Here is a 23514-nt window from a genome sequence, read left to right on the forward strand (position 1 = left end):
ATGATGCTAAGTTTAAATCCATACTTTTTTGCTGATTGAATCAATAAAAATACGTCCAATTCACACTTTTTTGTGAAAAAAGCACCCTTAATGATCCATTAATATTTCTCCAACTTTTTTACTGCTTTTAAATAAAAAACCATACTAAAACCTATACAAACACACATAACCAATTGAAAATAAATAATTTATAAAAACCACAAAAACTGATGATTTTATATTATTCCAAATCTGTCTAAAGTAATTTCCTTGTTATTTGTATGACCTCATAGTCACAAATAACAACGTTGCTTCATTCACTTCTGATTGTTAGCTAACAGTTGAATATCACATAAATTAATCCGGCAAGGCATGCTGGTACATGGTTCTAAAAGCGAAAATAATAATTTTAGAGCTTTGATTAATAATAATTTAAAGGAAATAATCATGAAGTTAAGAAAGTCTCTACTCACCTGTGCAATCACTATTGCGTTAGGTTCAAGCTTCGCAGCAAGTGCAAACACAGATGATAAAGCTCAATCTAGCTCGGAGCTTGCAAGCCAAGTATCAACACTGGGTGTGTCAAACTCAATTACCCTAGATCAAGTATCGGTTACCGGTGTTGGTAACGAGGCGGTTATTGCTCAACAAGGTACAGGTCATCGTGCAGAAACAGTCAGTGTGGGTGATGGCAACATGGTTGAAGTAAGCCAAGCACAAACATCAAACTTATCTCTTATCTACAACACAGGTGACGATAATACGGTTTCGCACAGCCAAAACGGCACCATGAATGGCGCATTGTCTGAAACCGTTGGTATCGGTAATGCTATTCGCGTTGAGCAAGAAGGTGCAGGATTCTTTGGTGTTAACAACGAAGCTATCAACATCATGGTGGGTGATGAAAATACCGCAACTGTCACCCAAGGTGATGGCGGCCATTGGTTCTACAACTTTGACTTACAAGGTAACAGCAACACAATCAGCGCAGAGCAAAGCGGCTTACTAAATGAAGCAACGTTCAATGTAATTAGAGGTGATGACAACAGCATCGAAGTCATGCAAGAAGGTGTTTTCAATGCGTTTACCTCTGATGAAGTAATTGGCAACGGCAATGAAATTACTATTGACCAAACAGGTTTCTTCAACAGCGCTGAGCTTACTTCGCTGCATGGTGATTATAACGAAGTTGAGTTTGAGCAAGATGGTGACTCTAACAGCGCATTAGTTGCAGAAATCACAGGCAATGACAACGAAGTTAAGTCTGATCAAGAAGGTAACAGCAACAGCTTTGAGTCAGGCGTGATTGTTGGCGATGGCAATACATTATTGGTCAATCAAAAGCATGACAGCAATACTGCTGGCTTAGATGCTATTGGTAACGACAACGAACTCACTGCGTTCCAAAATGGTAACGGTAATGATGTGTACTTAGGTGCAATTGGCGATAGCAATGAATTTGTTGCTAACCAAATTGGTGACGCAAACAGTGCTCACGTTGCTAACTTCAATGGTAGCGACAATAACGTCGATATCGCTCAAGGCGGCAATGAAAACACGGTTCTAGTACAGTCTTCTTACCCAGACCAATCTCTATCTTCAAACGATAATGACATTGCAATTAACCAGTTAGGTGACCTAAACGAAGCTGCGTTAACGTTTGCAAGCGTACTTGATAGCAATAGCAACCAAGTCGCTTTCACACAAGTTGGTGAACTGAATGCAATCGACCTTTTTATGGAAGGTAGCAACAACTCTGTAGATATTAGCCAAACAGGCTCAGAGAACTTGGTTGCAGGTATCGGTGAAGGTGCATTCTTGCTAGGTGGTGAGGGTAACTCACTGGTCGTTGTACAAGACGGCAACGCAAACCTTGTTGAAGGCTCTATGATTGGCTCTAACAGCACAGTTGTTATCACTCAATTAGGTGATGGCAATGTCGCAACTGTAACCCAAGAATAATCGCTTAAGAGGGAGCTTTGCTCCCTCATTCCACTATGAAAATAATAAACTTACTACGTATATGTTGCATCGTGCTTGCAGCTCAAAGTACGACTAGTTTTGGTGAAGATCTCGAAATCGATGGCTTAGTACTCGATAGAAGTATTAGCCGATTTGGTCATCAATTTTATTTTGAATTTGCCAACCTATGGCGCGACTTACCTTCAACAGCAGGTTTTAATATCGAAATAAAAGAAACGGTATTACCCAGAGCGGGGACTCGACTTGCCTTAAAAATGAATAACCAAATAGTGTACGTCACTTACTTAGGACGTCGCTTAGAGCCATTAGATGAGCGTGTAAAACAAGCCATGTATAGCGTGATGGATGCCATGGCACGCAGTCAAATGCAGCAATCATCACCCGATATGGCAAAAGATGGATGGTAAAATGAAATACTTAACAACACTAATAATAATCCTCTGCCCTCTTTCTAGTTGGGCAACCGAACTCGTTTATACCCCAATTAACCCAAGCTTTGGTGGCAGCCCACTGAATGGCAGCATGCTACTTAACAAAGCGCAATCGCAAAATAAACACAAAGCGCCGGTTGTAGAACAGACCTACGGGGAAAAATTTCAAGATTCGTTAGAGCGTACCTACTTAAATAGAATGGTACGAGAAATCACAGATATGGCATTTGGTGACGAAATCGACGACAGCATCTTTAATGGTGACTCGACCTTTATGACGGGTGATTATGAAATTCAAATTATCACCAGTACCAGTGACACAATCACCGTTAGAATTACCAACACCGCTGATGGCACAGTGACAGTAATTGAAGTACCGAGGTTTGGATAATGAAGACACTCACATTAGCAGCAATGGTATTACTTCTGTCGGGTTGTTCATCAATGGGCAATTTAATCCCGCCGACTAAACAACTAGCAGACTCTCTTGAGCCAACCGAAACATTCCAGGCTTTGCAGGCCCTTCCTCAACCAATGGGAAGCATTCCTGTGTCAGTGTACTCATTTCGTGACCAAACTGGGCAATACAAACCACAGGCAAATGTAAGCTCATTTTCTACCGCAGTAACACAAGGCGCTAACTCTATTTTAGTGCAAGCATTGCATGAATCAGATTGGTTTATTCCGGTAGAACGCGAAGGTCTACAAAATATCTTAACTGAGCGTAAAATTATTCGCGCTGCGCAAGCCGAAAACGATAAGCTACCTGAATTACCACCGCTCACGACAGCTAAGATAATCTTAGAAGGCGGTATCATTAGCTACGACACAAATATCAAAACCGGCGGGATTGGTATGGAATACTTCGGGATTGGCGCATCAGAGTTATATCGTGAAGATGCAATCTCAATTTATTTACGCGCTGTCGATGTTCGCACAGGCCAAGTTTTGTTATCCGTTGCGACAAGTAAAAAAGTACTCAGCCAAGAAATGCGCGCAGGCTTCTTTCGCTATGTGAGCTACAAACGTCTTGCAGAAGCAGAAGCCGGATTCACCGACAATGAGCCTATGAGTATTTGCGTCACGCAAGCAATTGAAAAAGCGCTTAGCGACCTTGTATTAAAAGGTATTAACAAAGGCATTTGGTCTGCAAAAACGGTCTAATTTAATGAGTATATTATTGTGGCGCTGAACATCACAGCGCCCAATTTGAACTTTCTGCTTAATTATCCATCGAAATAAATACTTATAGCATTCAGTCAATTAGGTTTTATTTATGAAATGGATTACCTTCTCCAAATGCGCTTATTCTCTTATTGTTTTAGCCGCACTGATTACTCTAGTCATCACCATTGATAATTTTGACAGTTCAAAAAGCCTGCCAATTGGCTTTGTTTTATGGGGTATTTCGCCCTATTTATTAATGGCGTGGATGGTTGAACACAGTAAAACAAGAGTGACACAAATCGCCACGTTTATTGTCACTATTATGTGTGTCTTATTTGGTACTGTGACCTTAGGTTCAATCTATTTTTCTCATGATGCACAATCAGCACTGGTGTTTCTTTTTGCGCCATTATGGCAATGGCTGGGATTATTAATACTGTGTATTCCACTGTACTTTATGAATAAGCTCACATCTAAATCGAACCGAGGCTCGAATAATGGAAGCTAAACGGAAACATGATTTTGAAGGCTACTTGCTTGAATCTGGATTTTTAAGCATCGAGCAAGTGTCTGAATATTCTGATCAAACACTACCACTGGGATTAAACTGGCTATAGTTTGTCACTGTGTATTTTGTAAAGACAAACTCACTGCCATGTAATTTTGTGCCCAATTAGCCAGCTCCACGCGGTTACGCGATGCCGTTTTCTTGAATGCACTGTACAGATGGGTTTTAACTGTATGGTCGCTGATATTTAAACGCTCTGCGATATCTCGATTACTCGCACCTTGGGCAAGTAAGTGAATCACTGATTTTTCTCGTTTAGTCAGTAAGCTGAGGTCAATATCTGTATTTACCGAATCGTTACTAGCATTGAATTGGCTACGAGACATTGCTGACAGCATATGATTAAACGTAGTAGAAATACTTTTACGGCTAAAAAACAGCTCGCCATTGATCACTCTGACCAGCCCTGCAAAAATATCTTCAGGTGATTGATCTGCAAAAAACACCCCTTTAATGCCATTTAAAAGTAAGTTTTTTTCGCAAATTGCATTAGCGTCCGCATTAAAAATAACCACTAAATGTTGCTTAGCAAGTTGCACTAACTCAGCAGGTAATAAGTCTTTCCAATGTGCATCAGTGCTATCAATTAAATAAAGATTAAACTCATCGCGCATAGACTCATGAGGCAAGCTTGCATCGACTTTCACACGCATAAAAAACGCATCGAGTATTTTAATTAAATATTGATAATTTTGGCTGCGGTTTTGTAACCTTGGCTGTGTTTTTAGAAATACAGAAGTTGGTTGAATCATCTCATTTCTTCCTTGAAACATTTTATTCACAATACCCAATTTGGATACATGATTCAACCATTTATAAGCCTTTATTTTGGCAATTTACAACATTGCTAACCCATTTGGATGGCTAGATGCTTGAGTTAACAGAATGTAAACCAACTATACCGCATCTCCCCTTTTACAGCGAGTCATTGAGTAGTGTGTAAAAACGGAAGTTACACCGTTTGTCCAACCAAACCCTTGCTGTACTGTGTATTCGCCACCACCGGCACGACTGACTAATTCGCACACATTATACTTTTCAAGCAGGCACTTATCCTCTGCAAAACGCATTTCGATCATACTCAGCCAGTTCTTCATGATCGCCTGTGCCTCGCTGACAAAGCCATACTCTGTTAAACCTTTTACAGCAAACCATTGCAGCGGCGCCCAACCGTTAGGACTATCCCATTGTTGTGGTGTACTACACAATGTTGTCACTAAACCACCGGGCTTTAAAAACTCACTCATCAGTTTTTGCTTCACTTGTTGAGCTTGTTGTACAGATGCAGCGCCTACAAACAAAGGAACAGCCATTGCCATCGAATCGACACTGCTTTGCTGATTAAGTCGAATGTTGTAATCACGATAAACACCCGCCTCAGAATTCCAACAATAGGTATTAATTGCATCTAAGCGCAGTGTAGCCAGCTCAGCAATTGATTGACTCTTTTGTTCTTCACCAAGTAACCGATAAAAACGAGATAATGTATGCTCTAAGTTATACAGTAAGCTATTCAAATCAACCGGTATGATATTGGTTGTTTCAATGCTTTTTAGATCATCATGATCGCAAAGCCAACGGCTACTAAAGTCCCAGCCAGACTCGCATGCCGCACGAATATGTTGAAAATAACTTTGTTGCTGCTCAGTTGTTAGCTCTTCAGCGTCATGTAAATCTTCTTTTAATGACTCTGGACGAGGTGTTGCTGCACTATCCCAATAGCGGTTTAAAATAGCCTTATTAGGCATTTTTACAACACGCCTAATAGCAGGCGTTTCACTGCTAAGATCATTACAGCCTTGCATCCAAAATTGATACTCAGCTTCAAGTGCTTTGACGGCGTTTGCCAGCCAAGTTAAATCTGCTTCATGTTTATATTTAGCGTCCCATAGCATCGCTATCATTAACGCCAAAACAGGTGGTTGCGAGCGAGAGCTATAATAAACACGGTTACCATTTGGAATACAGCCATTACGTTCTTGTAGGTCAATAAAGTTATTAACCATGGCTTCAATGGTGGCTAGGTCGCCACAATCTTCTAAACCCAAAGCTGTAAAATAACTATCCCAATAATAAATTTCTTGAAAACGGCCACCCGGCACAATGTAATCAAACTGCAAAGGCATTAGTGAGCTTGCTAAATCTGTATCAGCATTGCGATGCAAATGCGGCCATAGGTCAAGAATATACTGTTTAACTGATGTGGTATCTAATTTCGCAGTCGGAATAGACTGATCAGCAAAAACAAAGTTCGACATCACAAATTCACGCAGCGCATCACCTTTTAAAGGGCCTACAAGTTGATATAACTCACAAGCACTTTGCCAAGATAAGTTTGGCACAGCATCGGCAAACATTTTTGAATCAGCAAACACTTCTGCTAGCTGTACGTCTTTAAATAATTGGCTATTAACGAAGTTCATGACAATCCCTTATTCTGCGCTTGAAGCCGCTTGATACTGTGGTTTTAGGGTAATTTTCTTAAAGATTGAAACGGTGATTAATAGCAAGGCTATTGGCACTAATGTGAGATAAAACGCATGCTGACCGCTAAATTTATCGAATACAAAGCCCGTAATAATTGAGCCTGTTGTTCCACCTAATGCTGAAAAAACCACAATTAAACCTGTCATAGCCGCATGCTTGTGCTTAGCAAGTGAACTCAGCATCACAGAGTTAAGTAACGGGTAAATCGGTGCCATAAAAAAGCCAATCAACGGCAGCATGTATGCTGCAAAAGGCACATCAAACACACTTTTCACTTGGCTACCATCAACATCGTGAGTCAAAGGCAGCACCAATAATACGAGCACCCCCATAGCGACCAAGCAGCCCATTAATAAACTAAACCAACTAATAAACCTAAGTACTTGCCCTGCTACCAAACGACCAAGCGCTAACGCAGCGGCAAACAAACTGGCAAGTTGGATACTGACATCAACAGGCAATTTTAAAACTTGGTTATTAAAGGTCGGCAGCCAAGTGCCCACGCCTTGCTCAATTAGTACATACATAAATGCACTAACAACAAAAATAAGCACAAGGGGTTGGTAAGTCAGCTTTAACATGTCAATAAAATCATGAAGCTGCGATTGCTGATTAGTTTTTAATTCTGGCGATTTTATTGGTGCCGCAAGCACAGAAACAAACGCCACCGCAACAATCGCTGCAAGCAAGTAATAAACATTCAACCAGTGGCTACTTTGCGGGTCATCAGCGTCTATAAATAGTGCAAAAATCCAATAACCCGACAGCACACCTAGCATAAACACCCCTTCAATGGTGTTTAATAACGCTGAATGTTTATTTGCATTATCAGTCACTTGACCAATAACAGAGTAAACAGAGATTTTCATTACTGCAAAGCTACAACCAATTGCGGCAAAGAGCGCTTTTAATACCCAAAAGTCGGCAATGCTCGGAACAACCAAGCACATCACTGCAACCAGTAATAAAGCGCCAAGCATGGCAATTTTATAGCCTATACGAGGGATAAATGACGCCACTAAAAATGACACAATGGCAATACTAAGATCCTTAAATCCTTCAAGAACAGACGCCTGAGTTTTGCTTACATCTAAGCTATTGATTGCTTGTAAAATAACAGTGCCCACACTATTAAGCATAATAGCAAAGACAAAATAGCTGCATGCCAGCGCGATAGTTATTCTTATAGGATTCATTCACTTCAACCTACGATTATTTTTATTCAGTCTAGTTTAGCGCAAAACAAAATGCAAACGTTTGCATTTAAAATTACACATATTGCTAACATTTAATAGGCTTAGCGCTGGCTCGACTGCCTATTTACTAGTTCTATTTCAACAACTTGAGATTCTACCGACTGCCCTGCTAACTGGGCTAACAACTTTTCAACAAGAATAACTGAAGCGCGTTGAGTATTTTGTTTAATACTCGACAAAGAAGGATGACTGATATCTGCCATGGCAATATCATCAAAGCCCACGAGGGCAACGTCGTTTGGAATACTAATGTAACGCTCTTTCAGGGCTTTCATCGCACCAAAAGCCACCATGTCACTACATGCCATAATGCCATCAAAGCACAGCCCTTTTTCTACCAACAATTGGTTAATTCCTTTATAAGCAGCACTACTAGTAATATCGATAGAAACCACGTGAGGAGTGGCTTTGGCTTCATTAATAGCATCTAAATAACCACGGTGGCGTTCACTAATTTCAGCGTGCCCAGGGTCACCTAAAAACAAAATATTTTTAGCGCCATTTGCCAATAAGTGCTCAGTCGCTAGGCGACCACCTAAATAATTATCGCTGCCAACAATTGGGTAAATGCTGGGTGTTTTTGGATCGCCCCACACAACTAGAGGAACACCAGCACTCGCTGCAGCTTCAATATTTGCTTGGCTTTTACCTTGGCCGACCACAATAATGCCATCGGCGCGGCGGCTATTAATAAAGTAATTTGCCCAATCATCGCTGGCCATAAACGAATTAGAAAGTAATAACTCTAAGCCAAATTTATTTAGCGCTAAATTTATTTCACCAACAATTTTAAGTAAGAAAGGGTCGTTAATAGACTGTTCTGTATCACCATCGAGGTTAATAATAACCGCAACAACATTGGTTTTTTGGGTGCGAAGGCGGCTAGCAGCCGTGTTTAAACTAAAGTTATGTTTTTTTGCTAACTGTTGAAGCTTGTCGCGAGTTTCCTTCTTTATCAATGGGTTATCATTGAGCGCACGGGAAACTGTCGACGTAGAAACACCGGCTAATTTAGCAAGATCAGCTAACTTTAATTTTCTATCATTCATGATACTGAAACACTGCTTTCCTTTAAAACATATGCTGGCAATATACCACCATTTTGACCAAATCGCTGCGCCAAAGAGCATAATATTTTTTCAGTAAGCAAAACAGACCAACTCACCCTGTGGGTAAAAAAAGGACAAAAAATTGAAAAAACAAATTGCAAACGTTTGCATAAATCTTTATGGTTTATAAAAGCAAGGTGTTAACAATTGCAAAATATTCGCTAATACATTGCTTTCAACAACATAAAAAATGGGAACACACAATGACAACTACATACACACGCAGTGCGCTAGCCTCTGCAATTTTGCTAGCTTTGAGTGGCCAAACAGTTATGGCCGAAGAGCAAACTGAGCAACCAGCTAAAGAAAAAGTAGAACGAATTATTGTATCTGGTACACCTGCAGGTATTGGCGTACGTAAAATTGATGCTGGCTATGCAGTAACCAATATCGATGCAGATCAAATTGTTAAATTATCGCCAAAAAGTACCGCTGATTTATTCAAAGCCGTGCCGGGTGTGTGGGTAGAAAGCTCGGGTGGTGAGTCTGGCGCGAACGTATTTGTACGTGGTTTCCCTGGTGGTGGTGATGCACCATTCTTAACATTAAGCCTTGAAGGTTCGCCAATTTACCCTGCGCCTACTTTGTCATTTTTAGAAAACTCGTCGTTATTCCGTTTAGATGAAACAATTGAAACAATGGAAGCACTGCGCGGCGGTCCAAACCCTGTTGTATCAAATGGCCAACCTGGTTTAACAACTAACTTCCGCCTTAAACGTGGTAGTGAAGATACCGAAGGTGTATTCAAATACACAACTTCAGATTACGACTTACAACGCATTGATGCCGTGGTAAGTGGTGAGATTTCGGATGATTTATATTTCATGGTGGGTGGTTATGTTAAAAGCTCTCCAGGTATTCGTGATGCTGGATTCACATCAGAAAAAGGCAGCCAGTTCACAATTAATATCACTAAAGAATTAGAAAACGGCACCATTAATTTATACACCCGTCAAACCGACGACCACGGTGCTTGGTACTTACCAACACCACTTAATGTTGACGGCGTTGACGCAAGCTACACGCAGCTGGGTACTTTAAATCGCCAAGCGACTATCTACACAGGCGCAAATAATGACGAGCAACAGATCGACTTAGGTGAAGGCCGTGGTTGGAAAGGTCATGTTTCTGGCGGTAGCATCAAACTTGAATTCGATAACGGTTGGAGCTTCACAGATCGCTTCAACATCACCAAAGGTGATGCAAACACGTACGGCTTAGTACCGGCAGGCTCTGCAACAACCGTTGGTGCGGTGGCTGATAACGGTGAAACAGCAACAGGTGCAGTAACTGGCACAGAATACGATGCAGACACAGCGGTTCAACAACTTGGTCGTTGGGTGGTATTAAAAGAAATTAGCGCATTCACCAATGATTTAGCATTTGCTAAAAAGCTTGATAACTTATCACTGGCCTTTGGTTATTACACAGCCAGCACATCAGCAAATGACTGGTGGAGCTTAGGTAACACAGCGTATCACGTCCTTGAAGCAGGCGGCGAAATGCTAGACGGCATCGAGTGTAATGCAAGTGTTGATGGTTGTGACTTCAACTACGATATCAACTCTACAGGCGATGCACGTACCAATGCGTTTTACACAACAGCTCAATATAAATTCAACGATGACTTTACGCTTGATGCCGGTGTTCGTTTTGAAAACCACGAAGTGGAATACTCGGTTGATGAAGGCCTTGATGGCGTAATCGACAAGTCTGTTCAATATGACGAAAGCAAAACATCGTGGACAACGGGTATTAACTACTCAATTAACGATGACATGGGTGTATTTGCCCGCGTAAACCGTGGTTACAAAATGCCTTACTTTGACGACTTCCGCGATAACTTTAGCGCATACGAAGGTGGCGAAAAGTTAATTAAAGAAGTAACACAAGCCGAGTTTGGTTATAAGCTATTAACTGATAGCACCGATTTCTATGCAACATTCTTCACTAACGAAGTAAAAGGTGACACCTTTGTTCGTCGCCCTGGTGTACCAGCTGAAATCTTAACCAACGAAGCATACGGTATTGAGCTTGATTATAACTACAACCACGAATCTGGTTTCTCAGTTAACTTAAACTCAACGCTTCAAGAAACAGAAATCACAGAAAGCCCAAGCAACGAAGGTAACGAAAGCCAACGTCAGCCAAAATGGCAAGTACGTGTAACACCAAGCTATGACTTTGAAGTAAGCGATATGTATGCAACCTTATACGGCACAATCTCAGCGGTTGATGATCGTTGGGGCGACAACGAAAACACGGTTGTGTTAGAAGGTTACGAAAAAGTAGACATTGGTTTAATTGTTGAGCCTATGGAAGGTATTAAAGTGCAATTAGCGGTTGATAACTTAACTGACGAGCAAGGTATCACTGAAGGTGACCCTCGTAATGCTGATGCACCGAATGGTCGTTACATTATGCCTCGTACTACACGCTTAAGCATTAGCTACGAGTTTTAAGCGATTCTCCCAAACCCCTTGATTGAAAGAATCAATACCCAAGCCACAGTGTTTTATAACCTGTGGCTTTTTTGTATTGATGCTATTTATTTATATTTTTCTATTAGTCTTATCGCAGCATTGTTTAAGTCATCATTGATGATCTCAAATACGGTTAATTTTTTAGTCACAGCGTAATAAGTTGCTAGGCATACCAAACAAAAAGTAAACAATATATTTTGCCATGAGTTTAAATACCATTGACCACTCCAAACCAATAGAAATTCATCATTTACTGGCGATAGATAGTGAATAGGCCACTGAAATCCATCAGGACTTTTTGACCCAATCACATCAAATAAAATGTGAACCTGAACGAGCAAAAATGATGCAATAAAAACCTTAGCTCTTTGTACTTTAGATAAGAGCATCGCTAGAGTTGCGATAACCAAGGCTGCAAACAATGAATGCCCTAAATGATGATGAAAGGAAAAGTAATAGTTTGAGCTTCCATTAAATTTATCAACAATGATACCTAGCCCATCTAGATCTGGTGCTACACCAGCCAAAGTTACAATAGCTCTTTCGCGGCGATTATTAAAAAGGCGGACGGTACTGAGCCAACTAAATAACAGATGAGTCACTGGTGCCATTAAACTTCTCCTTAAACCTTTTTAGTTGCTAATTAATAAGCTTAAACCAATAAAATCAAGCAACATATCTACGAAAAGAATAGGCCATACTATCCATTGAATAAGTCCCTTTTTTTTGGGTTACAATGCTCAAAACCTACCTGAATGAAAAAAGTTTTTATAAAGCTCTTGGGCTAAATTACTATGCGATTCAAGGGTAAAATGCACACCTTCTTGCTGGCAAGGCGTAGCGATTGCTGTGATATCCAAGAACAAAGTTTGCTGTTCTTGGCACAGTTCAGAAAAAGCCGCGACTAGCTCATCAGACTTAGCAGCCGCACCTGCATATATAGATTGATACGCGCCAACCTCATACACCGCCGGCGGGCTTAGTATCATTAGTTTGGGCAATTCGCGGTGCAAATAGTAGTTTTTTATATCTAAAATAAGTGCTTCGAGGGCTTTGGCAATATCAGCAGCCGACAGTGCAAAACGGCGCTTTAAATCATTCGTGCCGAGCTGAATAACAATCACATCTAAATGATAAGCCGCTAAGTAGGGCTCCAAGTATTTAATGCCCAGTTTATCACCACTAAAAGGTGGGTCGTTCACCAGTGTACGATTGGATTGGCCGGCTTCAATAACTTGGTAGCCGGCACCTAATTTAATACCCAGTAAACTAGGCCAGCGCTCATCGGCTGCAAAGCGCTTACCATCGACGGGCGAAATACCATAGGTATTTGAGTCACCAAAACATAAGATATTCATTAGAATGGATTCAGTGTGTAACCTTGCTGTTGCAACTGTGCATGCGCCGTCATTGCCGATAACGCCATTTGCACACCAGGAATAAGCTGTTGCTGCTTTACCTTCATGTGCGTTGCAGACTGCCCACACACATACACAACGGTATTATGTGCCAACAATTGTGAGATCAATTGCTGATTTTTATTGTCACTGTCAAAGCGCTGTTTATAAAAACTGTTTTCCAGTACATCAACACTCGCGCCACCATGCACAACTAAAGCGAGTTGAATGTTCTCAGGCTTCACACCATGGGCTATATGCATATTAATGAACCGTGCTAATGAGTTCATTTTGTTATTCTGCGCCCCTTTTTCTGCCGCATCAGCGACATCAAATGCCACTTTAAAAACCGTTTGATCAGAGATTGGTGCATGGTTTGGCACATCATAATAAAAACCAAAACCTTTGATAGCAGGCTCAGCTTGCTCTGCATAACTAAACGAAGATAATAAGGCTAAAGATAAACCTAACAGTGTTGATTTCATAAAAGTTCCTGTTGTTTTTTACTCTAGCCTACCTTGTTTAAACCCGTTTAACTAGCATCAATATGTTGGTGCGCTTTAAAGGTCATGCCTAAGTAATTAAAGGTGTTTTTAAACATCTCGATAAACGCGTTAGGTGCCTGAGCAGATCCTGCATTTGAGAGCAATGAAAACTGCTTTTCACGCAGTGTTCTCAGTTTTGGCCTGAGAGTTTCATCATCCATGTAATCAGTGATCCGGTCTAAAAACGCTTTAAACTGCGGTGTGGTGTTATACCAATACACTGGCGATGCCAATACCCAGTGTTGATAATTCAACAGCGCTTCAAATACCGCATAAAAGTCATCATTTTTATATTGCTTATCGTAGCAATAAGGCGAGATAACATAATCATCTAGACATACCAGATCACCACCATATTGTGCTTTATAATCATTAACTTGTAAGCTCGTGTTACCCTTTTTTCGTGCACTTGAATAAATAATTACCGTATTTGTTATTGGTTTTTGTTGCATGACTATCACTCCTTTTTTATGATGTGCGCAGCGTAAAACCTCAAGCTAACTTTAGGTCAACACCTTGGAGCAAATTATGTCAGATAAGAAACTTATTGATGCAAACCTAGCGGTTGGCTTTGTAGCAAAACGCAGTGGCGTAAATGTTTCGACCTTGCATTTTTATGAGTCGAAAGGGCTTATTCGCAGCTGGCGTAATAACGGTAACCAGCGCCGCTATAAACCCGATGTTTTGCGCCGAATTGCCGTAATTAAAGCTGCGCAAACCATGGGCATAACTCTTGAAGATATTAAACAAACGTTAAGCACCCTACCCGAGCAACGCACACCCACTAAACAAGATTGGGCAGCTCTTTCAAAAGTCTGGCAAAAGCAATTAGATGAACGCATTCAATACATGCAACGATTGCGCGAACGCGTTAATGGTTGCATTGGCTGCGGCTGTTTATCAATGGCCAAGTGCCCTATCTACAACAAAGATGATTATTTAGGTGAAGAGCACAGCGGCGCTGTGCTGTTAGAAAGAGATTAAAGTTTAGCTTTGCTCGGCTCACACATACCGTAAATAGCAAACGTATGCTCAGGCGCCTCTTCTATCTGAATATCAACTGTTTGTGGGCTGTTTGATAGCTCGCAAACAAGATCGCCAAGCAACCCTTTAAGGGTATTACTATTTTCATGAATTGAAATACTTGTATACCAAAGCACAATACCTTCGGGGGTGCCATTTTCAAGGTAGATATGTTGAATAAGCGAGTCATTATCAAACATATTTGCAGGCTTGGCCGTTCTTATTAGCTTTTCATCAAAACGAAAGCGGCCATTCTCATCTGTGATCGTCTTATCAATATATTCTTTACCATAAGTAAGCGAACGGGTTACTTTTTGCTTTGCCACCGGTTTACCGTTATCTAGTAAAACCCCTTGAACTGGAGCAGATAACAAAAAATCATTTTTATTGAACAAACCAAACATGCCTGCGAATACCTCAGTTGAAGTAAAAAGAAAAATAGCGATAAATGCTAACTTAATAAAGCTCACTACCACACGGCTTCTCTATTTACTTGGCAATCGACTGGATCTAAATAGGGTTTTAGCTCCTCAGGGAATCCGTGTTTTTCGGTTATGTCTTTATCAATTTTGAAGTAATGCTCTATCGATTGATATAAGTGAGTACCAAGCGGGATGGATGTATCCATAAAGGTCATGGCTGTGGCATATGCCAGTGAATCCCATTCACGGTTTGAACCACCTACATAAAATGTTGGCTTAGTGAAGCGATAATGTTTAGGGTATTTTAACGGCACCATGAGTGACACAAATACACGTGAACCACCACGGGCTGAACCGACATTACGCTGATTTGCGCCATAACAAACAATGTCTTCGTAAGGTAAGTAAAACGGTTTTCTAAATAAGGTATGCGGAGTTTTTACAAGGCCAGTATGGCGATTAAAGTAAAAATTATCTCGGTGCGCTAATATAGCGCGGTGTTTTAAAATGAATAAACCCAAACTAAAGAACGTCACATAGATTGAGGCCATCACCCAGAAATACTCAAACCCATTCGCAATTAACGCTATGATATGAAAAAAGAAAACCATTAAAGCGAGACTCGTACAACCGAAACCAAGAATAGTAAATAAATTAGACCAGCCTCCGAACCATGAAATAGCCAACTGCTTACCATCATTCTCTACCCAATGTCCCTCAAGTGTTGAGCCACGATTAGGGGATTCAAGCTCTGCTGCATATTGATCAGTAAAACGCTTACTTTTAAAGGTACGAGTTTTGAAGCGGCAGCCATTGAGTGCTTCTGCTTTTTTTAATCGCGTTTCATAACTGTCTTTATGTAAATAGTCTCTTGGCAGTTGCTCGTTATAGGTTTGTCTATCATCAAAATATTTACTACTGTTCTCGGCTCTCCTTCTACTTTCTGCAGCTTTTTCAGGATTATCTCTTCTAAATTCTTCTAATCGCACCACATCTTCTTCATCTAAGGCGAGCTGTTTAATGGTTTTATCTTTTGCTCTTGTTGGGTCTCTGCCAGGGTTTTCGGCGCACCACTGGTTAATTGCATTAATACGATTTTCTCTTTTAATTTTTTCTCGTTCTTCATGAGTTAAACCATCGTTTTGTTCAGCAATATAGCGTTTAAGATCCTCATCACTAACAAGATTATCAATTAAATCATCCAGATTGCTTGATTTTATAGAGCCTTTATCATCGCTAGTCATAGCTCTCTACATTCCTTGTTTTTAACCATGCCACTTTAAACTTCTTAAACCTCAAACACCCATTGCTTTTTTGCTTACTTCGTCGAAGGTAATTTTAAGAGTGCTGTTTTTGCAAAACTGTTAACGTATCATTGGCAATGCAACTTAAGCCTTTTCACGGAAAACCTATAAAAAGTTGAACCAGTAAACGCTTAACTTTATATTTCCACGTTAATCGCTCTATGCGTTCTGGCTCGGCTTTCCAATGTAGCCAAGGCTTGGTTATTTCGACATTTGCTTTACCTTTTAGCCAATCAAATGGAAAAGCATCCTCTAAAATTTCGTCCCTAATTTCAATTTGCTGTTCAATTGAAAAGTCTACCCAAAAGTTTGAAGGACGATTATTTTTCTTATCAAACTCTGCAGTAACTGGATCTAAGTGACGGTGTTGTTCATATACCGGCACATCAGGTAACGGCTTACTTAAATCCATGAAACGTACATAACACTCCCATAATAAATAACAATGCACAGGATTGGCCGAAAGTTCGACAACTGAACCAGTTACAGTTGTTTTAGGGTACTTATCTTGGTCTATATGGCTAATTTCTGGAAAGTAATTCATTACACCCGGCGCGCCCATTTTCGAGGTTAACCTGCAAACAATCTCTTCCCATTTAAAGCAACAGTTACCTAAGTCATCACGCCCTTCACAACCGGGAATTTCAAAAGTGAAACCGACCGTTTGATTTTGCCTGTCAAGGTACATCACCCTATCAGGTATATACTTAACCGTTATTGGTAGTAAATTTAAAAAGAATAAGTTCCAAGAAAAGGTCAGAATTACAAGCCACCAAGGGAATGGTTCTTCTGAATATGTTGCGACAACACATGCTATTATAATTAATAAACTCAATACAGCCCCTATAGCCATTGGCCCAAACAATATGGCTTTTATAGGGTTGTTGCCACAAGGAATGACCTTATATCTCTCGCGTTCATTTTCATATACCTTATTGGTATTAGCCCAATCATATAAAAAACACAGGCCTTTAAATTCGTGATATGTATTTTTTATACTACGATATTCAAAAAAACGATTAAACTTCGTTTTCTTTGGCATTATTCCAACACCTAGGTAATTTTGTTTTTGCATTAGATTCCTTTGCTTTAACAAGCCGAGGCGGTACATAAAAACTACAACTAAGATATTTTTATTATCAATACACTTAACCCAATACTATGCATCAAACTATCTTTTAAGGTATTCCTATAAATAATTGTAGTGCTAAGCGCTTTGCTTTGTATTTCCATGTCAGCTTTTCTATGCGCTCGGGCTCACCTTTAAAATGCAACCAAGGTTTAGTGATTTCTTCGTTAGGTGTAGCTCTAAGCCAATTGAAATGCGCAGCCTCTTTATTGAATTTTCGCCAAATTTCGACTTGTTGAGCAATCGAAAAATCACTCCAAAACTTATCGGGTCTGTTATTGTGCTTGTCAAATTCAGCAGTTAACTCATCAAGATGACGGCAACTTTCATACTCAGGCACATCAGGCAATGGTTGATTGCTATCCATAAACCGAACTACACGTTCCCAATATAAATAACAGTTCATCGGGTTATTTGAGTTATCAGGCACTTGAACTGCTATTTTAGTCTCAGGGTATTTATCCTCATCAATATGACTAATAAAAGGCACAAACCCCATTACACCTGGGCGCGTTGCCACAATATCAAGATGACATACAATATCGGCCCATTTAAAACAACAATTACCCAGTTCATCGCGCTCTTCACATCTAGGTATGTCATAAGTAAAGCCGACTAACTGTTTTTTTCTATCAAAGTAGATTTGTTTTTTGGGGATATAACTCTCTGTTATTGGCAATAAATTAAGAAAAAACAGGTTCCAAGAAAAAGTAAGTATCGGCACCCACCAATGGTAAGGTTCATCCGAATATGTCATCACAATACAAGATAATAATAGTAACAAACTTAAAACAAAGCCGATTATGATTGGGCCAAAAAGCAAAACTCGAGCAGGACTATTCCCACACATTTCTATTTTAAATCGCTCTGGATGTTTTTGAATTACTGTTTGCTTTCTTGCAGGTAAATCATATAAATAGCATAAGCCTTTGAACTTCTTCTTAAGACCATTTAATCTCTCAGGGTAAAAAAAACGATTAAATCTCGTTTTTTTAGGCATGATATCAACAGTTAAGTAGTCATTGTTTTGCATTACTTTCCTTATGCAATTGCTAAATCAGGTGAGGCATTTTCAATTGGCTTTTCATACGCATCAAAATCTACCGGTAAAGTTAGACTTTCGTTGTAAATAAGTGTTGATGTTATTTCAACATTAAACACCCACTGCTATTTGCCTTAATAAAGCTTCACTACCACACGGCCTCCCTATTTACTTGGCAATCGACTGGATCTAAATAAGGTTTTAGCTCCTCAGGGAATCCGTGTTTTTCTGTTACGTCTTTATCAATTTTGAAGTAATGCTCTATCGATTGATATAAGTGAGTACCAAGTGGGATGGATGTATCCATAAAGGTCATGGCTGTGGCATATGCCAGTGAATCCCATTCACGATTTGAACCACCTACATAAAAAGTGGGCTTAGTGAAGCAATAATGTTTAGGGTATTTTAACGGCACCATGAGTGATACAAACACACGTGAGCCACCACGGGCTGAGCCGACATTACGCTGATTTGCGCCATAGCAAACAATGTCTTCGTAAGGTAAGTAAAACGGTTTTCTAAATAAGGTATGCGGAGTTTTTACAAGGCCAGTATGGCGATTAAAGTAAAAATTATCTCGGTGCGCTAATATAGCGCGGTGTTTTAAAATGAATAAACCCAAACTAAAGAACGTCACATAGATTGAGGCCATCACCCAGAAATACTCAAACCCATTCGCAATTAACGCTATGATATGAAAAAAGAAAACCATTAAAGCGAGACTCGTACAACCGAAACCAAGAATAGTAAATAAGTTAGACCACCCTCCAAACCATGAAATAGCCAATTGCTTACCATCATTCTCTACCCAATGCCCCTCAAGTGTTGAGCCTCGATTAGGAGATTCAAGCTCTGCTGCATATTGATCAGTAAAACGCTTACTTTTAAAGGTACGAGTTTTGAAGCTGCAGCCATTAAGTGCTTCAGCTTTTTTTAATCGCGTTTCATAACTGTCTTGATGTAAATAGTCTCTTGGAAGTTGCTCTGTATAGGTTTGTCTATCATCAAAATTTTTACTACTGTTCTCGGCTCTCCTCCTACTTTCTGCAGCTTTTTCAGGATTATCTCTTCTAAATTCTTCTAATCGCACCACATCTTCTTCATCTAAGGCGAGCTGTTTAATGGTTTTATCTTTTGCTCTGGCAGGGTCTCGGCCAGGGTTTTCGGCGCACCACTGGTTAATTGCGTTAATACGATTTTCTCTTTTAATTTTTTCTCGTTCTTCATGAGTTAAACCGTCGTTTTGTTCAGCAATATAGCGTTTTAGCTCCTCATCACTAACAAGATTATCAATTAAATCATCCAGCTTGCTTGATTTTACAGAGCCTTTATCATTACTACTCATTGTCATTGCTATCTACATTCCTTGTTTTAACCATTCCATTTTAAACTTTTTAAACCTCAAACACCCACTGCTATTTGTCTTAATAATGTTTTTGTTAATCGCTTCCAATAAGGCGTTGTATCAGGCTGATTTAAGCTTTCGTCGATTGGCCATTTTTCCCCAAGGCTTAGTGATTTCTTTGTTTGCCCAGCGTTTAAAGTTGATTGGCAAGCTATATTCAAACTTATTTAGAGCGATATACTGTTCAAATTTTTGTAACGCTTCGATTGTTCTTGCATTCATTTTTGCGAATCTATACGAAATAGACATTGATATCCTTATCTTTCAATGTTGCCCTAACAGTCAGTATTTACAAATCAATCATTAAAAATGAGGTGAATTTTTGCCACGCTGTTTTGCCAAACTTAATCTCACTTTCAGGTTTTATATTTTCTGCGTATTTCCAAGGAAACTTAAAGATTTCAGGTGGATTGAGCTTTTTGATTGGCTTACCCATCAGTAAATTATCTAGTTGCTCCTCATTATCAAACTCTTTACTTAACTTCAGGGCTTCTTTGTTCATTTGTTTAGCGAACTTGCGCTCAACACGATACCAAAAATATTTTGGACGACCATTCGCTTTATCAAACTCTGCAGTTGTTTTATCAAACTCTCGATAATATTCAAATTGTGGGATATCAGCTAAAGGTTTTGTGGTATCCATGAAATTTTCAATCAGTTCCAACTCACAAAACACATCATAAATATAAGTTGGGCCTGTATAATCAAACAGTTCATCTTTTTTATAATGCAGTAGTGTAAAGCCTCTAAATGGGAAACCACTATTAGGGTTATGCACGACACGATAGTGTGCATTAAATTCATCATATTTTAAGCCAATTAACTCTTTACCATCTGAGCTAGGAACCTCAATATTACCACTTGATCGATTAAAAAATGTTTGTAATTTTAATTTTTTAAATAATCGACTTTTTCTAAAAAAAATACTAACTAACTTTGAAATTAGCCAAACTAATAAACAAATTTTTATGAGATCAAAACTAAGCTTCTCATTCCCAAGTAACCATGCTAACAGTGGCATACTGATTAATAAAAAGATTACAGATAAATGTATATATATCCAAGCTACAATTAAAGAGGTTTTCCAGTTAGTTGGGGTTCCACCAATACCTAGTTTTAGGTGTGTATTGTCTTTTGCAATAGTATTATAAGCTCTAATTGATTCCCCATTTCTATTAAGCCGATCACTCTCTAATTGAAAGTCACTCCAAGCATTCATAACGCATTGTTCTTTTGGAAAAATAGGCATCTTGCTTTGTTCTTTACAAAAGTAAGATTCTCTTTCATTTGTTAAACTTTCAGATTCTATCGATTTTCTTTTAAGACCTTTATAACAACCCTCTAGATAATCTTTATACATATTCAACTTTCTTAACCAGCCTAGTCGTTTTTATAAATCAATCATTAAAAACGAAGTGAATTTTTGCCACACTGTTTTGCCAAATTTAATCTCACTTTCAGGTTTTATATTTTCTGCGTATTTCCAAGGAAACTTAAAGATTTCAGGTGGGTTGAGCTTTTTGATTGGTTTACCCATCAGTAAATTATCTAGTTGCTCATCATCATTAAACTCTTTTAATTGCTCGTCTTTTGCTTGGCTCATCTTTTTTAAAAAAGATTTATCAACCCGATACCAAAAATATTTTGGACGACCATTCGCTTTATCAAACTCTGCGGTTGTTTTATCAAACTCTCGATAATATTCAAATTGTGGGATATCAGCTAATGGCTGAGTAACATCCATAAAATTTTGCAATAGCTCCCAATGTAAAAATGCAGAGCTAATTAAATTAGCACCTGTCCAAGCATAAAAAACGTCTTTTTTGAAATGTAATAGTGTAAATCCCCTATATGGAAAGCCGCTTTGAGGGTTGTTTTGGACTTTATAGTGAGCGTTAAACTCTTCAAAAGGAAATTTCAAAGAATGGCTTCCGCTATTATTATCCATCCAAACGAGACCTTTCGTTCGCTCAAAGTTAACTCTTGAAGCTTTGACCTTTTTCCTTATTAACTTCCATATCGTTAAATTAAAAAATTTAGAGAATGCCCACATTAAAAATATATAGCAAAGTGCAAGAGTGCCTTGTTTTTCATTACCTAAAAGATATAAAAATACTGGAATAAAAAAAAGACATAAGAGAATAGTTAAGTGAATACAAACCCAAATCAGTAATAATATATCAGACACTTTCCTACCAATTGTTGATAGGCTTAGAATGTTTGGCGTGCAACCAAGGGCATTTCTATAGTGCTCTGCTTTACCAGATAAATTGTACTTAAACGAAGCGCTTTGATAACTATCATAACAATGCCCAAATACATTATCCCTGGGAAATAGCGCTTGTTTACTTTTATAGCGGCAATACATTGATTCACGTTCATCTGTTGCGATTTCATTTCTAAATTTTGAAGCTTGTTTTCCGCGATAAGCGGTTTCTGCATATTCCTCAAGCATATTCAACTTCCTTACTACCGAACTGTATTACTAACTATTTATTTACAGTTCGGCGCCACTCCTTTGCGTAAGTACAAACCAAACTAGCTTCACTACCACACGGCTTCTCTATTCACTTGGCAATCTACTGGATCTAAATAAGGTTTTAGCTCCTCAGGGAATCCGTTCTTTTCTGTTACGTCTTTATCAATTTTGAAGTAATGCTCTATCGATTGATATAAGTGAGTACCAAGCGGGATGGATGTATCCATAAAGGTCATAGCTGTGGCGTATTGCAATGAATCCCAATCACGATTTGAACCACCTACATAGAAAGTGGGCTTGGTGAAGCGATAATGTTTAGGGTATTTTAACGGCACCATGAGTGATACAAATACACGTGAGCCACCACGGGCTGAACCGACATTACGCTGATTTGCGCCATAACAAACAATGTCTTCGTAAGGTAAATAAAACGGTTTTCTAAACAAGGTATGCGGTGTTTTTACAAGGCCAGTATGGCGATTAAAGTAAAAATTATCTCGGTGCGCTAATATGGCGCGGTGTTTTAAAGTAAAATAACCCAAACCAAAGAGCGTCACATAGATTGACGCCATAATCCAAAAATATTCAAACCCATTCGCGATTAACGCATATACATGAAATAAGAAAACCATAAAAGCGAGTGTTTCAAAGAAAAAGCCAAGTGCTGTAAATAAGTTAGACCACCCTCCAAACCATGAAATAGCCAACTGCTTACCATCATTCTCTACCCAATGCCCCTCAAGTGTTGAGCCTCGATTAGGGGATTCAAGCTCTGCTGCATATTGATCAGTAAAACGCTTACTTTTAAAGGTACGAGTTTTAAAGCTGCAGCCATTGAGTACTTCTGCTTTTTTTAATCGCGTTTCATAACTGTCTTTATGTAAGTAGTCTCTTGGCAGTTGTTCGTTATAGGTTTGTCTATCCTTACGGTATTTACTTTCGTTTCTAGTTCGCTTTCTTATTTCAGCCGCTTTTTCAGGGTTATCTCTTCTAAACTCTTCTCTTCGAACCACCGCCTCTTCATCTAAGGCCAACTGTTTAATGGTTTTATCTTTAGCTCTTGTTGGGTCTCTACCAGGGTTTTCGGCGCACCACTGGTTAATTGCGTTAATACGATTTTCTCTTTTAATTTTTTCTCGTTCTTCATCAGTTAAACCATCGTTTTGTTCAGCAATATAGCGCTCAAGATCCTCATCACTATTAAGATTATCAATTAAATCATCCAGCTTGCTTGATTTTACTGAGCTTTTATCATTACTACTCATAGTCATTGCTATCTACATTCCTTGTTTTTAAGCATTCCAT

At 39.2% G+C, this 23514-nt stretch carries 24 protein-coding genes; 7 read left to right on the forward strand and 17 right to left on the reverse strand.

The window, feature by feature from the left end; translation table 11 throughout:
• The first annotated feature begins 426 nt into the window (after positions 1–426).
• The 5 genes from C2M33_RS02670 to C2M33_RS02690 all read left to right on the forward strand — a co-directional run bounded on the left by C2M33_RS02670 (position 427) and on the right by C2M33_RS02690 (position 4068).
• Positions 427–1941, forward strand: a complete 1515-nt coding sequence (locus C2M33_RS02670) for a curlin (RefSeq protein ID WP_105173627.1) — start codon at positions 427–429, stop codon at positions 1939–1941.
• Between the two features lie 35 nt (positions 1942–1976).
• A complete protein-coding gene (locus tag C2M33_RS02675; RefSeq protein WP_105173628.1) occupies positions 1977–2369 on the forward strand; it encodes a curli production assembly/transport protein CsgE in 393 nt (130 codons plus the stop codon).
• Positions 2359–2784 (forward strand): curli assembly protein CsgF, encoded by a 426-nt coding sequence (locus C2M33_RS02680; protein ID WP_063701311.1) that lies wholly within the window; start codon positions 2359–2361, stop codon positions 2782–2784. Before C2M33_RS02675 ends, C2M33_RS02680 begins: the two co-directional genes overlap by 11 nt.
• A complete protein-coding gene (locus tag C2M33_RS02685; protein WP_105173629.1) occupies positions 2784–3557 on the forward strand; it encodes a CsgG/HfaB family protein in 774 nt (257 codons plus the stop codon). The genes C2M33_RS02680 and C2M33_RS02685 overlap by 1 nt, the downstream gene beginning before the upstream one ends.
• A gap of 112 nt (positions 3558–3669) precedes the next feature.
• Positions 3670–4068 (forward strand): hypothetical protein, encoded by a 399-nt coding sequence (locus tag C2M33_RS02690; RefSeq protein ID WP_105173630.1) that lies wholly within the window; start codon positions 3670–3672, stop codon positions 4066–4068.
• 113 nt (positions 4069–4181) lie between these two features.
• On the opposite strand, the gene C2M33_RS02695 is transcribed toward C2M33_RS02690, so the two are convergent.
• The 4 genes from C2M33_RS02695 to C2M33_RS02710 form a co-directional block, all read right to left on the reverse strand.
• Positions 4182–4880: a helix-turn-helix transcriptional regulator gene (locus tag C2M33_RS02695; protein ID WP_063528060.1), complete on the reverse strand. Its 699-nt coding sequence runs from the start codon at positions 4878–4880 to the stop codon at positions 4182–4184.
• A 144-nt stretch (positions 4881–5024) separates the two neighbouring features.
• Positions 5025–6551: a trehalase family glycosidase gene (locus tag C2M33_RS02700; protein ID WP_105173631.1), complete on the reverse strand. Its 1527-nt coding sequence runs from the start codon at positions 6549–6551 to the stop codon at positions 5025–5027.
• A gap of 9 nt (positions 6552–6560) precedes the next feature.
• A complete protein-coding gene (locus C2M33_RS02705) occupies positions 6561–7811 on the reverse strand; it encodes an MFS transporter (RefSeq protein WP_063701326.1) in 1251 nt (416 codons plus the stop codon).
• A 101-nt stretch (positions 7812–7912) separates the two neighbouring features.
• On the reverse strand, positions 7913–8920 hold the full coding sequence (locus C2M33_RS02710; RefSeq protein ID WP_105173632.1) for a LacI family DNA-binding transcriptional regulator: 1008 nt from the start codon (positions 8918–8920) through the stop codon (positions 7913–7915).
• A 263-nt stretch (positions 8921–9183) separates the two neighbouring features.
• On the opposite strand from C2M33_RS02710, the gene C2M33_RS02715 reads away from it, so the two are divergent.
• Positions 9184–11442: a TonB-dependent receptor gene (locus tag C2M33_RS02715; RefSeq protein ID WP_105173633.1), complete on the forward strand. Its 2259-nt coding sequence runs from the start codon at positions 9184–9186 to the stop codon at positions 11440–11442.
• Between the two features lie 86 nt (positions 11443–11528).
• On the opposite strand, the gene C2M33_RS02720 is transcribed toward C2M33_RS02715, so the two are convergent.
• The 4 genes from C2M33_RS02720 to C2M33_RS02735 all read right to left on the reverse strand — a co-directional run bounded on the left by C2M33_RS02720 (position 11529) and on the right by C2M33_RS02735 (position 13857).
• A complete protein-coding gene (locus tag C2M33_RS02720; RefSeq protein ID WP_105173634.1) occupies positions 11529–12074 on the reverse strand; it encodes a metal-dependent hydrolase in 546 nt (181 codons plus the stop codon).
• 129 nt (positions 12075–12203) lie between these two features.
• Complete coding sequence (locus C2M33_RS02725; RefSeq protein WP_105173635.1) at positions 12204–12821, reverse strand: SGNH/GDSL hydrolase family protein; 618 nt, start codon at positions 12819–12821, stop codon at positions 12204–12206.
• A complete protein-coding gene (locus C2M33_RS02730) occupies positions 12821–13345 on the reverse strand; it encodes a DsrE family protein (RefSeq protein ID WP_063701337.1) in 525 nt (174 codons plus the stop codon). Before C2M33_RS02730 ends, C2M33_RS02725 begins: the two co-directional genes overlap by 1 nt.
• A 47-nt stretch (positions 13346–13392) precedes the next feature.
• Positions 13393–13857: a flavodoxin family protein gene (locus C2M33_RS02735; protein WP_105173636.1), complete on the reverse strand. Its 465-nt coding sequence runs from the start codon at positions 13855–13857 to the stop codon at positions 13393–13395.
• A 76-nt stretch (positions 13858–13933) separates the two neighbouring features.
• Here C2M33_RS02735 and soxR point away from each other — a divergent pair, with 76 nt between their 5' ends.
• Positions 13934–14389 carry a redox-sensitive transcriptional activator SoxR gene (gene soxR / locus C2M33_RS02740; RefSeq protein ID WP_199776347.1) on the forward strand — a complete coding sequence of 152 codons (456 nt, stop codon included), beginning with the start codon at positions 13934–13936 and terminating at the stop codon, positions 14387–14389.
• On the opposite strand, the gene C2M33_RS02745 is transcribed toward soxR, so the two are convergent.
• The 9 genes from C2M33_RS02745 to C2M33_RS02785 form a co-directional block, all read right to left on the reverse strand.
• Positions 14386–14898: a DUF6795 domain-containing protein gene (locus tag C2M33_RS02745; RefSeq protein WP_105173800.1), complete on the reverse strand. Its 513-nt coding sequence runs from the start codon at positions 14896–14898 to the stop codon at positions 14386–14388. The two genes, soxR and C2M33_RS02745, sit on opposite strands and share 4 nt — an antisense overlap.
• A complete protein-coding gene (locus tag C2M33_RS02750; protein WP_105173637.1) occupies positions 14898–16094 on the reverse strand; it encodes a hypothetical protein in 1197 nt (398 codons plus the stop codon). The genes C2M33_RS02745 and C2M33_RS02750 overlap by 1 nt, the downstream gene beginning before the upstream one ends.
• A gap of 154 nt (positions 16095–16248) precedes the next feature.
• A complete protein-coding gene (locus C2M33_RS02755; protein WP_105173638.1) occupies positions 16249–17229 on the reverse strand; it encodes a hypothetical protein in 981 nt (326 codons plus the stop codon).
• 103 nt (positions 17230–17332) lie between these two features.
• Positions 17333–18316, reverse strand: coding sequence for a hypothetical protein (locus C2M33_RS02760; protein ID WP_105173639.1), 984 nt, complete (start codon positions 18314–18316; stop codon positions 17333–17335).
• A gap of 157 nt (positions 18317–18473) precedes the next feature.
• The gene (locus tag C2M33_RS02765; protein ID WP_105173801.1) at positions 18474–19670 is read right to left on the reverse strand and encodes a hypothetical protein; all 1197 of its coding nucleotides are present in this window, start codon (positions 19668–19670) and stop codon (positions 18474–18476) included.
• A 120-nt stretch (positions 19671–19790) separates the two neighbouring features.
• Complete coding sequence (locus C2M33_RS02770; protein WP_105173640.1) at positions 19791–19979, reverse strand: hypothetical protein; 189 nt, start codon at positions 19977–19979, stop codon at positions 19791–19793.
• Positions 19980–20019: 40 nt separating this feature from the next.
• Positions 20020–21090: a hypothetical protein gene (locus tag C2M33_RS02775; protein ID WP_105173641.1), complete on the reverse strand. Its 1071-nt coding sequence runs from the start codon at positions 21088–21090 to the stop codon at positions 20020–20022.
• A 30-nt stretch (positions 21091–21120) separates the two neighbouring features.
• Positions 21121–22185 (reverse strand): hypothetical protein, encoded by a 1065-nt coding sequence (locus tag C2M33_RS02780; protein WP_105173642.1) that lies wholly within the window; start codon positions 22183–22185, stop codon positions 21121–21123.
• A 92-nt stretch (positions 22186–22277) separates the two neighbouring features.
• A complete protein-coding gene (locus tag C2M33_RS02785) occupies positions 22278–23474 on the reverse strand; it encodes a hypothetical protein (RefSeq protein WP_105173802.1) in 1197 nt (398 codons plus the stop codon).
• Positions 23475–23514 lie beyond the last annotated feature (40 nt).

Origin of the sequence: Pseudoalteromonas sp. T1lg122 (assembly GCF_002964825.1) — a bacterium.
GTDB lineage: Bacteria > Pseudomonadota > Gammaproteobacteria > Enterobacterales > Alteromonadaceae > Pseudoalteromonas > Pseudoalteromonas gelatinilytica.

What these genes read in the sequence shown, in the direction of transcription:
- C2M33_RS02690 (WP_105173630.1), top strand. Translation starts at nt 3,670, where the DNA reads ATGAAATGGATTACCTTCTCCAAATGCGCTTATTCTCTTATTGTTTTA.
- C2M33_RS02780 (WP_105173642.1), bottom strand. Translation starts at nt 22,185, where the DNA reads ATGCTTGAGGAATATGCAGAAACCGCTTATCGCGGAAAACAAGCTTCA.
- C2M33_RS02700 (WP_105173631.1), bottom strand. Translation starts at nt 6,551, where the DNA reads ATGAACTTCGTTAATAGCCAATTATTTAAAGACGTACAGCTAGCAGAA.
- C2M33_RS02785 (WP_105173802.1), bottom strand. Translation starts at nt 23,474, where the DNA reads ATGAGTAGTAATGATAAAAGCTCAGTAAAATCAAGCAAGCTGGATGAT.
- C2M33_RS02770 (WP_105173640.1), bottom strand. Translation starts at nt 19,979, where the DNA reads ATGTCTATTTCGTATAGATTCGCAAAAATGAATGCAAGAACAATCGAA.
- C2M33_RS02775 (WP_105173641.1), bottom strand. Translation starts at nt 21,090, where the DNA reads ATGTATAAAGATTATCTAGAGGGTTGTTATAAAGGTCTTAAAAGAAAA.
- C2M33_RS02720 (WP_105173634.1), bottom strand. Translation starts at nt 12,074, where the DNA reads ATGGCACCAGTGACTCATCTGTTATTTAGTTGGCTCAGTACCGTCCGC.
- C2M33_RS02725 (WP_105173635.1), bottom strand. Translation starts at nt 12,821, where the DNA reads ATGAATATCTTATGTTTTGGTGACTCAAATACCTATGGTATTTCGCCC.
- C2M33_RS02735 (WP_105173636.1), bottom strand. Translation starts at nt 13,857, where the DNA reads ATGCAACAAAAACCAATAACAAATACGGTAATTATTTATTCAAGTGCA.
- soxR (WP_199776347.1), top strand. Translation starts at nt 13,934, where the DNA reads ATGTCAGATAAGAAACTTATTGATGCAAACCTAGCGGTTGGCTTTGTA.
- C2M33_RS02755 (WP_105173638.1), bottom strand. Translation starts at nt 17,229, where the DNA reads ATGCAAAAACAAAATTACCTAGGTGTTGGAATAATGCCAAAGAAAACG.
- C2M33_RS02670 (WP_105173627.1), top strand. Translation starts at nt 427, where the DNA reads ATGAAGTTAAGAAAGTCTCTACTCACCTGTGCAATCACTATTGCGTTA.
- C2M33_RS02675 (WP_105173628.1), top strand. Translation starts at nt 1,977, where the DNA reads ATGAAAATAATAAACTTACTACGTATATGTTGCATCGTGCTTGCAGCT.
- C2M33_RS02765 (WP_105173801.1), bottom strand. Translation starts at nt 19,670, where the DNA reads ATGAGTAGTAATGATAAAGGCTCTGTAAAATCAAGCAAGCTGGATGAT.
- C2M33_RS02710 (WP_105173632.1), bottom strand. Translation starts at nt 8,920, where the DNA reads ATGAATGATAGAAAATTAAAGTTAGCTGATCTTGCTAAATTAGCCGGT.
- C2M33_RS02730 (WP_063701337.1), bottom strand. Translation starts at nt 13,345, where the DNA reads ATGAAATCAACACTGTTAGGTTTATCTTTAGCCTTATTATCTTCGTTT.
- C2M33_RS02685 (WP_105173629.1), top strand. Translation starts at nt 2,784, where the DNA reads ATGAAGACACTCACATTAGCAGCAATGGTATTACTTCTGTCGGGTTGT.
- C2M33_RS02715 (WP_105173633.1), top strand. Translation starts at nt 9,184, where the DNA reads ATGACAACTACATACACACGCAGTGCGCTAGCCTCTGCAATTTTGCTA.
- C2M33_RS02680 (WP_063701311.1), top strand. Translation starts at nt 2,359, where the DNA reads ATGGATGGTAAAATGAAATACTTAACAACACTAATAATAATCCTCTGC.
- C2M33_RS02760 (WP_105173639.1), bottom strand. Translation starts at nt 18,316, where the DNA reads ATGCAAAACAATGACTACTTAACTGTTGATATCATGCCTAAAAAAACG.
- C2M33_RS02750 (WP_105173637.1), bottom strand. Translation starts at nt 16,094, where the DNA reads ATGACTAGCGATGATAAAGGCTCTATAAAATCAAGCAATCTGGATGAT.
- C2M33_RS02695 (WP_063528060.1), bottom strand. Translation starts at nt 4,880, where the DNA reads ATGATTCAACCAACTTCTGTATTTCTAAAAACACAGCCAAGGTTACAA.
- C2M33_RS02705 (WP_063701326.1), bottom strand. Translation starts at nt 7,811, where the DNA reads ATGAATCCTATAAGAATAACTATCGCGCTGGCATGCAGCTATTTTGTC.